The sequence below is a fragment of the Pseudomonas cavernicola genome, from assembly GCF_003596405.1.
Lineage (GTDB): Bacteria > Pseudomonadota > Gammaproteobacteria > Pseudomonadales > Pseudomonadaceae > Aquipseudomonas > Aquipseudomonas cavernicola.
In genome coordinates this window covers 22,714-34,449 of record NZ_QYUR01000002.1, presented here as the reverse complement: position 1 = coordinate 34,449, position 11,736 = coordinate 22,714, and the positions used below count along the sequence as shown (strand labels likewise).

The following is an 11,736-nucleotide window of genomic DNA, read 5'->3' as shown; positions in this document are numbered from 1 at the left end:
CTTCGGTGCGGTTTTAACTCTACTGCTTATGACAAGGAGCTCACTCCATGCCTGTTGGTCTTGGCCCTCTGCCTACCCTGCACCCGGTTCCCGGTTTTGAACTCGGCATCGCCTCTGCCGGCATCAAGCGCGCTGGGCGCAAGGATGTGGTGGTCATGCGGTGTGCCGAAGGCTCTAGCGTGGCTGGAGTGTTCACCCTTAACGCGTTTTGTGCAGCGCCGGTCATTCTGGCCAAGAAGCGCGTGCTCGGCCCGGTCCGTTACCTGCTGACCAACACCGGCAACGCCAATGCCGGCACGGGCGAGCCAGGCCTGCTCGCCGCGACGCGTACCTGCGCCAAGCTGGCGGCGCTGGCGGGCGTGGTGGAGAGCGCGGTACTGCCGTTCTCGACAGGGGTTATCGGCGAGCCGCTGCCGGTGGAGAAGATCGAGGGCGCGCTGGCGGAGGCCTTGGCCGACCTGTCTGCGGACAACTGGGCGGCTGCCGCCAGTGGCATCATGACCACCGACACCCTGCCCAAAGGCGCCAGCCGCCGGTTCGTGCACGATGGCGTGACCGTGACCGTGACCGGCATCAGCAAAGGCGCCGGGATGATCAAACCGAACATGGCGACCATGCTCGGCTACATCGCCACCGACGCCAAGGTCGCCCAGGGCGTGCTGCAGGATCTGCTGCGCGATGCGGCGAATAAATCCTTCAACCGCATCACTATCGACGGCGATACCTCGACCAACGATTGCTGCATCCTGGTTGCTACCGGCCAATCCGAGCTGCCGGAAGTGACGCAAGCCAGCGGCGCGTTGTTCGCCGAACTGAAGCAAGCGGTGCTGGAGGTGTCCATGGAGCTGGCCCAGGCCATCGTGCGTGATGGTGAAGGCGCGACCAAGTTCGTCACCGTACAGGCGAATGGCGGCGCGACCCATCAAGAGTGCCTGGACGTCGCCTATGCCGTGGCCCACTCGCCGTTGATCAAGACCGCGTTGTTTGCCTCCGACCCGAACTGGGGCCGGATCCTCGCGGCTGTCGGCCGCGCCGGTGTGGCGCAGCTGGATGTGAGCAAGATCGACGTGTTTCTCGGCGACGTCTGTATCGCCAGCCGTGGTTGCCGCGCCGCCAGCTACACCGAAGAGCAGGGCGCCGCGGTGATGGCCGAGGCGGAAATTGGTATCCGCATCGAGCTGGGCCGTGGCACTTGCAGCGAAACGATCTGGACCACCGACTTGTCCCACGAATATGTGAGAATCAACGCGGAGTACCGCTCCTGACACCGCCTATTCCCGCTTTTCATCCCAGGATAAAAAATGGGAATTTGCCTTTTGCCTTCGGCGCCTCTTATGGTTCCCTCCAGGTTGTTTGGAATCTGACGAACTAAGGAGAGGCGTATGTCTTTGACTCTGGTAATTGGCGACAAAACCTATTCCTCTTGGTCGCTGCGCGCCGCCCTGGCGCTGGAGCTGACCGGCGCGCCCTATGACGAGGTGCTGGTGCACCTCAACCGCGCGGATACCCATGCGCGGATTCTCGAGCATTCGCCCACCGGCAAGGTACCGGTGCTGAAGACCGAAGAAGGCCCGGTCTGGGACTCCATGGCGATCGGTGAATACCTCGCGGAGCGCTTTCCCGAAGCCCATCTGTGGCCGCGCGGGCAGTACGCGCGCGCGGTGGCGCGGGCCGTTTGTGCGGAGATGCACAGTGGCTTCGTCGCCCTGCGCACGCACATGCCGATGGACCTCAAGCGCGCTCGGCCGCTGGAGCCGCTGCCGGCCGAAGTGCAAGCGGATATCGAGCGGGTCTGTAGGTTGTGGGCCGAGTGCCGTGCCGAGTTCGGTCAGGACGGGCCTTTCCTGTTCGGCCACGCCAGCTTGGCGGATGCCTTCTTCGCGCCGGTGGCTACGCGCTTGCGTAGTTATCAGGTTGTCCTGCCGGCTGCGGCGGCGGCTTATGTTGAAACCATTTACCAGTGGTCGGCCTTCCAGGGCTGGTACCAGGCAGCACTTGAGGAAAGCGTGGCGTGAAACGAGTGCATGTAGCGGCGGCAGTGATCCGCGGTGTGGATGGGCGGGTGCTGCTTGCCCGCCGCCTGGAGGATAAGCACCAGGGCGGTCTGTGGGAGTTTCCGGGCGGCAAAGTGGAAGAGGGCGAGTCAGTGCCGGCGGCGCTGCACCGTGAATTGGCCGAAGAGCTGGGGATTCAGGTGAGCGCCGCGCGGCCGCTGATCCAGGTGCAGCACGACTATGCGGATAAGCACGTGTTGCTGGACGTCTGGGAGGTGTCGGCCTTCAGCGGTGAGCCGCATGGCGCCGAGGGCCAGCCGCTGGCCTGGGCTAGCGCGAAACAGTTGGCGGATTATGAGTTTCCGGCCGCCAACCGGCCGATAGTGGCCGCCGCGCGCCTGCCGGCGCACTACCTGATCACTCCGGAGAACCTGGAGCCGCAGGCACTGCTGCGGGGGCTGAAAGCCGCCCTGGACAGTGGGGTTCGGCTGGTGCAACTGCGCGCGCCGACTATGTACGACCCGCAGTACCGCGATCTGGCGGTGGACGCCGTGGGGTTGTGTGCCGGGCGCGCACAGCTGATGCTGAAAGGCCCGCTGGAGTGGTTGGGGGATTTCCCTGCGGCCGGCTGGCACCTGACCTCGACCCAACTGCGCAAGCTGGTCAGCGGCGGTCGGCCGTTCCCGTCGGCGCGCTGGCTCGCGGCGTCCTGCCACAACGCCGAGGAGTTGACGCTGGCGGCGCAGATGGGCGTGGATTTCGTCACCCTGTCACCGGTGCAGGCCACTCAGACCCATCCCGAGGCGCAACCTTTGGGGTGGGACAAGGCCGCTGAGCTGATCGCCGGTTTCAATCAGCCGGTCTATCTGCTCGGTGGTGTCGGTGCGACCGAGACCGAGCGTGCCTGGCAGATTGGCGCGCAAGGGGTGGCGGGCATCCGCGCGTTCTGGCCGCAGGCCGAATAGGCCGGCCCTTGGTCGACAAGCCCGCGTCGGATAATCCTGCGGGCTATTTGCCTTAGTAGTTTTCCGGCTTCGGGGCGGCTTTCCAGAGGACTTCATTGATCTGCATGCGCTTGGCAATCAGCCGGGCGGCGACGAACAGCAGGTCGGACAGGCGGTTGATGTAAGCCAGCCCAACTCCCGTCAGGGGTTCCACCGCGTTGAGCTGCTGGCAGCGGCGCTCGGCGCTGCGCGCCAGGCTGCGGCAGACATGGGCCTGCGCGACCAATTGCGAGCCACCCGGGAGGATGAAGTTTTCCAGCGGCCCCAACTCTTCGTTCCAGCGATCGATGGCGGCTTCCAGGCGCTGCACCTCGGCCAAGTTCAGGGCCTGATAGACCGGCATCGCCAGTTCGCCGCCGAGGTCGAATAGGCGGTGCTGGCAGGGTGCCAATACTTCGATCAGTTCGCTGAGCCCCGGCCACATGCCCTCCTGCTCGGCCAAGCCTGCGAGTAGCAGGCCCAGTTGGCTATTCAGTGTATCCACCTCGCCCATGGCCTCCACCCGCGGGTGATCCTTCGGTACCCGGCGGCCGTCGGCTAGGCCGGTTTCGCCGGCGTCGCCGGTGCGGGTGTAAATCTTCGAAAGTCTGTGACCCATGCTTAGGTAGTCCTATAGTCCTGAGGTGTCCTGGGCAGGTGCCAGCGGCAGGCGCAGAGTGAAGCAGGTGCCCTGGCCGAGCGTGGATTGCACTTCCATCTGCCCTTTGTGGTTGTTGGTGATGATGAAGTAGGAGACCGATAGCCCCAGCCCGGTACCCTGGCCGATCTCCTTGGTGGTGAAGAACGGCTCGAAGATGCGCTTGCGCACCGGTTCAGGCATGCCGACACCGTTGTCTTCGACCTGAATCTCCACCCAGGGGGGAGTCAGGCGCGTGCGCAAGGTGATGCGTCCGGGCTCCAGCGGCTCAGCGCCCGGCTCGGCTTCGCGTTGATGAATCGCTTGGGCGGCATTTTTCAGCAGGTTGAGCAGTACTTGTTCCAGTTCATTGGCGATGCCAGGCACCGGGCCGATCTGCGGATCGAACTCGCGCAGGATGCTCAGGCCCTTGAAGTCGAAGCCTTCGGTCAGGTCGAAGTCATTGCCGGCAATGTCCACGGCCTGGTCGAGCAGCGCCGGCAACTGGCAGGGAGCGAGCTGACGATTGCTCATGCGGCTGAAACTGAGCATGTGTGTGACGATTTTCGCCGCTCGCGAACCGGCTTGCTGGATACCATCCAGTAGTTGCGGGACTTCACGGCCGTGCAGGTAGCGATTGACCGTCTCCAGTGAGACGCCCACGGCCTCGGCTTGTTCGAGATTCTTCGGTAGCTCGGCAGACAAGCGCCGGCGAATGTTTTGCACGTTGTGCAGGATGGCGCCCAGCGGGTTGTTGATCTCGTGGGCCATGCCGGCGGCCAAACCGCCTACCGAGAGCATCTTCTCGGACTGCACCATCATCTCTTCCAGCGACAGGCGCTGGGTGATGTCGTCGATACGGATTACCGCGCCGCGGCCGGCGCCGCCCATCAGTGGATAAAAAGTCAGGGCGTAATGTCGCGGCGCTTCATCCTTGAACCAGGTCACGCGTTCGATTTTCTCCACCTTGTGCCGTTCGGCGGTGTGTTTGAGCTGCTGCAGGAACGGCTTGAGGGGTGGAAAAGCCAGGAATACCGGCTGGTTCAGGGCCTCGTCCAGCCGGGTGCCGGAAAGGGCGCTGGCTTCCTGGTTCCATTGGGTGACGTAGAGCTGTTCGTCGAGGGCGATCAGTGCCGAGGGCATCGAGTCGATGATGCTGTTCAGGTAGTTCTGGAAGCCGGTGAGCTTCTTTTCGATCTTGCTGCGTACCTGCACTTCCAGCTCCAGCTTGCGGTTGGAGTGGCGGGTTTCCTCGGCCAGGCTTTGCGCCTGGTCGAAGGCCATTTGCGCATCGTCGCGGGCGCGCTTGAGCTGCTGCTCGCGCGCCTCGATGCGTGACAGCATGGTGTTGAAGGCCTCCGCCAGGCTGCCAATTTCGTCCTGATTGCCGCGGGCGGCGCGCAGGGCATAGTTCTCTTCGCGGGTGACCTGGCGCGATAACTCTTCCAGTTTGCGGATCGGCCGAGTCACCATGCGGCGGATCTGTCGGGCCACCACGCTCCAGAGCAACACGCTGAAGGCGAGAATCACCAGGCTGGCGGTCAAGGTGCCGGTGTAGAAGGCGCCGGGAAGCTCGCTGGAGGCGACCAGCAGCAGATGGCCAGGGGCTTTGCCGGTTTGTGGCAGTTCGATCAGTTGGTTGGCGCGAAACTCACCGTAGCGCCAGCTGTCCAGCTGTTCGAGGCGCTGCGGCAACTGCAGGTCCTCGCCGAGTTCCAGCTGGGCCAGGCTCTGCCCGTGGCTGTCGTAGAGTACGGCCGCGCGTAGCGGCGCGTAGCTGTTCAGCCGTTGCAGCAGGGCATCGGCAGCGGCTGGCGAGCTGAGCGCTTCATTGCTAAGGGATGGGCTGGCAATCAAGCGGCCAAGGGTCTGCAGGGCTTGCGGCGCCATGTTTTCTTGGGAGATCCAGTAGGCGGCGCTGATAAAGGCCAGGTTGGCCACCAACAGGACAGTGGTCAACAAAGCCAGCAGCGCGACCAGGAGTTTGCGGCCAACCGGGAGGTTTTCAAGGCGCTTGCGCAGGGTCATGAGCAGATTGATCGCGGCTGACGGATGAACTGGCAGGGTAGCGCGGGCGTTACTGGGTGGGCAATCCACGAGCGTTTAGATGGCTGACCAGGCGTCCATGTAGGGCATTCAGGTGCGGCAGTTCGTGCTGATGTCGGTGGGCCACGGCGCAGGCATGCCCGAGTAGAAAGCTGATCTCGGTACGCCGGCCTTGGGCGACGTCCTGGTGCATCGACGAGTAGTTGGCGGCGGTGGCCTTGATCACCCGCTCGACTTCTTCCTCTAGCTGCTCGGCGGCTGCGGGCTGACCGCATAGGCTCAGCAGTTCGCCCAGTTCGGCGCAGAGGGTGGCGACTTCCGCCGGGTGCTCGAGCAGGCCGCCGTTGCGGCAGTCGTAGAGCACCGTCAGGGGGTTGATCGCGCAGTTCAGCGCCAGCTTGCGCCACAGGCGGGTGAGGATGTCGGGGGTCCATTGGTGAGGAATGCCGGTGCTGCCGAGCTGTTCGAGCCAGGTTGGGGGTGTGGGGTCGAGCGGGTCGCCGAGCCAGGTGTAGCCATGCCCGGCAAACACCACGCGGAAATCGCCATCACGAAACGCACCCTCTGTGCTGGAGGCGAGGATGCAGCGCGTGCGCGGTAGACGAGCGGCCGCCGCGTCCTGGCTGCCCATGCCGTTCTGCAGGAGGATCAGTTCGGCATCTGCAGTCAGGCGGTGGGCCAGGCTGGCGACCGCTGCTTCTGCGTCGTAAGCCTTGCAGGCCAGCAACAGCAGGCGGATCGGGGTTGAGTCCGCCGGGGTTTGCGCGGCGATTGGATAGAGGCTGCTCTGGCCATGTTCCACCAGAGTCAAGCCGCCGGCTGCGCGGTAGGTTGCCAAGCGTGCACGGTCGCGCAGGAGCAAACGCACGGGCAGGCCGGCGCGCGCCAGTCGAGCGGCCCAGAGGCTGCCCAGGCTACCGGCGCCAAGCACGTGCCAGGTCATGGTCACTTTTGCAGCGGCAGGCGCATCGCCGCCACCCGGCCGCTCGCATAAGACTCAGGCAGCAGCGTGGCGGCGTGCCGGATCAGGCTTTCCGGCTCGATGGGCAGTGCTTTGGCGTCCATGCCGATTAGGCTGATACCGGCCTTGAGGGTGATGAAGCCTTCGCTGGTCTTGAAGGCTTTCAGGTTCAGGCCCTCATGCAGGCGTTTGAAGCTGCTCGGTGAGCACTCTTGCAGGTCTTCGAGCAGGGTGAGCAAGCCGAAGTGGTTGTCGTCCAGCCGCGTCAGCACGTCTAGCGGGCGCACCAGCTGTTGCAGACGACGGGCGACCCCGTGCAGCAGTTCGTTGTAGAAACCTTGGCCATATTGCTGGCGTAATTGCGGGGCATCCTGCAAACCGATCAACAGGTAACACACTGCGCCGCCGCGGGACTCGATCTGGCGCAGGCTGTCGACCAACATCTGCTGCAGGTAGCGCGGATTGCCCAGGCCGGTCATGGAGTCGACCAGGTTGCGTTGTTCCAGGCTGGCGATGTTCTGCTTCAGTAGGCGGTTTTCCTGCAGCAGGCGTTGCAGGGTGTTGCACAGGCGGTCGGCGGCGTAGATCCGCGGCACCAGTTGCTCGCTCATCGCCGCCTTGCTGATGAAGTCATCGACGCCGCGGTCGAAGGCTTCGTTGAGCACGTTCTCGCCTTCCTTGCCGGTGAGCAGGATGATGTAGGTGTAGTGGTCGGCCATCTCGTCGAACTGGCGCACGCGGCCGGTCAGCTCCAGGCCGTCGATTTCCGGCATCAGCCAATCGGCCAGCAGCACATTGGTCGGGCGCTGTTCGAGTAGCATGAGCGCCTCGACGGCGCTGCTGGCGAAACGCACGTCGAGGTAGCCGGCCTGGCTCAAGGCGCGGCCGATCATAGCGCTGGAGAACTTGGCGTCGTCCACCACCAGGATGCTGAGATGGGGGTTGGGCATTGGCAGACTCGAAGGAAGTGGTGAAGGTGCCGGTACATGGCCGGGCAGTGATTGTCTCTGCAGTTATATAATGACCCGGCATTTTAACCGTCAAGCTTGGCGCATCCTGTCCGTGATGTGGATCGCGCCGTCTATCTGGAGAAATCCCATGCCCTCGTTCGACGTGGTGTCCGAACTGGACAAACATGAAGTCACCAACGCCGTCGATAACGCGATGAAAGAGCTGGAGCGTCGCTACGATCTACGCGGCAAAGGCACTTTCGAGTTCAAGGAACTGACCATCAACCTGACCGCTGATGCGGATTTCCAGCTGGAGCAGATGGTAGAGATTCTCAAGCTCAGCCTGGTTAAGCGCAAGATCGATGTGCAATGCCTGGAATTGAAAGAGGCCTACCCTTCGGGCAAAAGCGTGAAGCAGGAAGCCGTGCTGCGTGAAGGTATCGATAAAGAGCTGGCGAAGAAGATCGTCGCGCATATCAAAGACAGCAAACTCAAGGTGCAGGCCGCTATCCAGGGCGAGCAGGTACGCATCACCGGCAAGAAGCGTGACGACCTGCAGGAGGCCATCGCCGCCCTGCGCGCCAAAGACTTCGGCATGCCGCTGCAGTACAACAACTTCCGCGATTAACTCGCAGTCAACGGAACCTCCGCGCCGCAGTGGCGTCGCAGAGGTTCCGCTAAGTTTTTTACCGCCATGGCTTGCCATGGCGGTTTCATTTCAAGTCGCTGTAAGGAGCGCTCCTATGGATATGAATGTCGAGCAATTGGTGAAAATGTCGGAGACCTGGTTACCGGTGGTGCTGGAGTACGGCGGCAAGCTGACTCTGGCCTTGCTTACCTTGCTGATTGGTTGGTGGCTGATCAACAAGCTGACCCATAAGGTCGCAGGCCTGCTGGAGCTGCGCAATGTCGACCGCGCCTTGCACGCTTTTATTGGCAGCCTGGCCAACATCGTCCTCAAGGTGCTGCTGCTGGTCAGTGTGGCCTCGATGGTGGGGGTGGAAACCACGTCCTTTATTGCCGCTATCGGTGCCGCCGGTCTGGCTATTGGCCTGGCGCTGCAAGGCAGCCTGGCGAATTTTGCTGGCGGGGTGCTGATTCTGCTGTTCCGCCCGTTCCGTGCCGGTGACTGGATCGAGGCGCAGGGTGTCAGCGGCAGTGTGGATAGCATCCATATCTTCCACACCACCCTGAAAACCGCCGACAACAAGGTGGTGATCGTGCCCAACGGCAGCCTCTCCAACGGCAATATCACCAACTACTCGCGTGAGGAAAAGCGTCGCGTCGATATCAATTTGGGGATCGATTACAGCAGCGATATCAAGTTGGCTCGCGCGGTGCTGTTGGAGGTTGCTGCCGACGCGCGGGTGCTCCAGGACACGCCGCCGGTGGTGTTCGTCACTGCGCTGGGCGACAGTGCGATCAGCCTGTCGTTGCGGGTTTGGGTGGCGACGGGGGATTACTGGCCGGTGACGTTCGACTTTATCGAGCAGGCCAAAGAGCGCCTGACGGCCGCGGGGATCAATATCCCTTTCCCGCATAGGGTGGTGCATCTGCTGCAGAGCAACTGAGTCTGCGCAGAGTAAAAGGCCGGCATTTGCCGGCCTTTTTTATGGTGCGCCAGGCATGGCGCGTAGCGCCGTGACTGGCGCTGTCTGGCTCACTGTGGTGGTGAGCTGGATGACTTGGAGGTGGAAGTCCTCTACACACCCGGCAAGGGGAAGTGTTAGCTGAAGGCAAGGGTGTCGCGGGCGACTGCGAATCTGAAGGAAGCCGAAGGCAAACTGCTGGCCTGACGAACAGGAAGCGGATTAGGCGGCGTAGCAGGGTGAGGTAGCCATAATTGCCAAAGCCCGATACTTGCACGGAACGCTACGACGTATATCCGACAGGCATAAGCAGGAAGGTCGCGCGAATTACCCTGGGAGATCTGTTCGCCTGCCATGTGCTACCGGCATCGTGAGGTGACGGGATGGGCGAGCAGAAGTCAGCCGAGGCCGTAGTAGTTGCTCGGAACCGGAGCAATGAAGGGCTGAACCTGCCATGAGCGGATAGTCAGGTGTGCTCTCTGAGCGGGTCGCAGGCACAAGCTCCCTTATACGGAGGCCTGGACAATCAGGAGGTAGGGGCCGGAAGTCCCGAGAGCCTGTCCGGGTGCTTAGACTACGCGGGCGACACATCGAACGAAACCAAGCTCGCTGATGCAGTTTGTCAGTAGGCAGGAACCGCCGTATACGGAACCGTACGTACGGTGGTGTGGGAGGACGGCGGGGGTGACCCCGCCTCCTACCCGATGTTGATCCGGGAGGGTTGTTTACTCGATAGAGTGGCGTGGGCAAGCCCCGCCACGCGCTCTGTATCGGCGGGCTGAAGCCCCCCGCCAGTCTGTGCCAGGCCGGGCGGCCAAGCAGGATTCCGGGCGCCGGGAGTCGCGGGGCGACTCCTTGTTGGGCATCGCTGCGCTTAGCTCCAACCGACGAGACTGTCTCTTGCCAACGTGCTGCCCTTAACTAGGCAAGAGACCGTCTTTCTATGGTTGGTTCGCGGTGGGCTGTTCGCTGCTGGACGTTGGCGTCGAGCCATTTTCCTGCGGACCTTCGCGGCGCCACTGCCAGGCGATGAGGATCAGCGTCGGCACGCCGAGTAACGCGGTAATCAGGAAAAAGTCGCTATAGCCGAACTTCTCCACCATCACCCCGGAGTAGCCACCGATCAGCCGCGGCAGTAACAGCATGATCGAGCTGAGCAGCGCGTATTGGGTGGCGGAAAACTTCAGGTTGGTCAGGCTCGACAGGTAGGCGACGAAGGCCGCGGTGGCCAACCCGGCGCTGAAGTTGTCGCAAGAGATGGTCAGCACCAGCATCTGCAGGTGCGGGCCCATGTCGGCGAGCAGCAGGAACAGCAGGTTGGTCGCCGCCGACGCGGCGCCGCCGATGAGCAGAATCGGGAAAATCCCGAAGCGCACGATTAGCAAACCACCAAGGCCCGCACCGAGCAGGGTCATGATCAGGCCGAACAGCTTGCTGACGCTGGCGATCTGCTCCTTGGTGAAACCTTGGTCAATGTAGAACACGTTGGCCATCACGCCCAGCACCGTATCCGACAGGCGATATGTGGCGATCAGGCCGAGCAGCAGCAGGGCTTGCCAGCGGTAGCGCAGGATAAAGTCGTTGATGGGTGTCAGCACTGGGGCCAAGCCCCGGCGGCCCATGGACGACAGGCACAGCGAAGTGAGGATGATGTAGAGCAGGGCGCGCAGAAAGGCCCGGTCGTGCAGTAGCAGGTCAAGGAAACTGCCGCCGTGGAACAGCACGCTCTCGAAGTCCGTCCGGTACAGCTGAGTGAACATCGCCGGCACCGAGACCAGCAGCACAATCAACACCAGTACCGAGACCATCTGATGAGTAAAACCATAGCGGGCGGCTGACAGTTGGGTGCGTAGCGGCACCGCTGGTTCGCTCATCCACAGGCTGGTGAGCAGCCCCGGTAACATCAACAGCGCGAACAGCAGGTAAGTGCCGGCCCAGGCCGAGTGCTTGTACAGCTCCTTGGTGGAGCCGAACCATTCGGCGAAATACAGCGCACCGGCGGTCGCCAACAGTGCGGCGACCCGGTAGCCGGCCATGTAACTGGCGGCCAGCGCGGCCTGGCGGCTGTCTTCGGCGATTTCCAGGCGGTAGGCATCGACGGCAATGTCTTGGGTGGCCGAGGCAAAGGCTACCAACACGGCCAAGGCGATCAGCCAGGACAGGTTTTGCTGTGGATCGCACAGCGCCATGCCGGCCAGCCCGATGGCGACCAGCAGTTGGGCTAGCACCAGCCAGGAACGGCGCCGCCCCAGCTTGCCCAGCAGCGGAAGGCGCCATTGGTCGAGAAGTGGAGACCAGACCCATTTGAAGGCATACGCGAGGCCGATCAAGCTAGCGAAACCGATGGTTTCACGCGCCACTCCGGCCTCGCGCAGCCAGACCGAGAGGGTGGAAAACACCAGCATGTAAGGTAAGCCTGCGGCAAACCCCAGCAGGAGCAGAGCCAAGCTGGCGGGGGTAGCGTAGGCGGCGAGGGCGGCGCGCCAGGTTTTACGGGGCATTGGGCTGTGATCTGCCTGGGGAGTACGGAACTTGGATTACAAGGTTGGTTTACAAAAACAGGATTACAAAAACAG

At 62.7% G+C, this 11,736-nt stretch carries 10 protein-coding genes; 5 read left to right on the top strand and 5 right to left on the bottom strand.

The features are described 5' to 3' along the window. The first annotated feature begins 47 nt into the window (after positions 1-47). The 3 genes from argJ (at position 48) to D3879_RS00470 (ending at position 2,959) form a co-directional block, all read left to right on the top strand. The gene (gene argJ / locus D3879_RS00480; protein WP_119952186.1) at positions 48-1,265 is read left to right on the top strand and encodes a bifunctional glutamate N-acetyltransferase/amino-acid acetyltransferase ArgJ; all 1,218 of its coding nucleotides are present in this window, start codon (positions 48-50) and stop codon (positions 1,263-1,265) included. Between the two features lie 117 nt (positions 1,266-1,382). Beyond that, on the top strand, positions 1,383-2,015 hold the full coding sequence (locus D3879_RS00475; RefSeq protein ID WP_119952185.1) for a glutathione S-transferase family protein: 633 nt from the start codon (positions 1,383-1,385) through the stop codon (positions 2,013-2,015). Next, positions 2,012-2,959, top strand: a complete 948-nt coding sequence (locus tag D3879_RS00470; RefSeq protein ID WP_119952184.1) for a Nudix family hydrolase — start codon at positions 2,012-2,014, stop codon at positions 2,957-2,959. The genes D3879_RS00475 and D3879_RS00470 overlap by 4 nt, the downstream gene beginning before the upstream one ends. A 52-nt stretch (positions 2,960-3,011) precedes the next feature. Here D3879_RS00470 and D3879_RS00465 read toward each other — a convergent pair whose 3' ends face one another. The 4 genes from D3879_RS00465 to D3879_RS00450 are packed head-to-tail and all read right to left on the bottom strand — an operon-like array spanning position 3,012 to position 7,571. Next, positions 3,012-3,596 carry a cob(I)yrinic acid a,c-diamide adenosyltransferase gene (locus tag D3879_RS00465; RefSeq protein WP_119952183.1) on the bottom strand — a complete coding sequence of 195 codons (585 nt, stop codon included), beginning with the start codon at positions 3,594-3,596 and terminating at the stop codon, positions 3,012-3,014. 12 nt (positions 3,597-3,608) lie between these two features. After that, positions 3,609-5,642 (bottom strand): sensor histidine kinase, encoded by a 2,034-nt coding sequence (locus tag D3879_RS00460; protein ID WP_119952182.1) that lies wholly within the window; start codon positions 5,640-5,642, stop codon positions 3,609-3,611. 49 nt (positions 5,643-5,691) lie between these two features. Then, a complete protein-coding gene (locus tag D3879_RS00455) occupies positions 5,692-6,603 on the bottom strand; it encodes a putative 2-dehydropantoate 2-reductase (protein ID WP_420800891.1) in 912 nt (303 codons plus the stop codon). 2 nt (positions 6,604-6,605) lie between these two features. Further along, positions 6,606-7,571 (bottom strand): GGDEF domain-containing response regulator, encoded by a 966-nt coding sequence (locus tag D3879_RS00450; protein ID WP_119952180.1) that lies wholly within the window; start codon positions 7,569-7,571, stop codon positions 6,606-6,608. Positions 7,572-7,719: 148 nt separating this feature from the next. Between D3879_RS00450 and D3879_RS00445 the strand changes: the two genes are divergently transcribed. Continuing rightward, a complete protein-coding gene (locus D3879_RS00445; protein WP_119952179.1) occupies positions 7,720-8,199 on the top strand; it encodes a YajQ family cyclic di-GMP-binding protein in 480 nt (159 codons plus the stop codon). A gap of 115 nt (positions 8,200-8,314) precedes the next feature. Further along, a complete protein-coding gene (locus D3879_RS00440; protein WP_119952178.1) occupies positions 8,315-9,142 on the top strand; it encodes a mechanosensitive ion channel family protein in 828 nt (275 codons plus the stop codon). 959 nt (positions 9,143-10,101) lie between these two features. Here D3879_RS00440 and D3879_RS00435 read toward each other — a convergent pair. Beyond that, a complete protein-coding gene (locus D3879_RS00435) occupies positions 10,102-11,661 on the bottom strand; it encodes an AmpG family muropeptide MFS transporter (RefSeq protein ID WP_119952177.1) in 1,560 nt (519 codons plus the stop codon). Positions 11,662-11,736 lie beyond the last annotated feature (75 nt).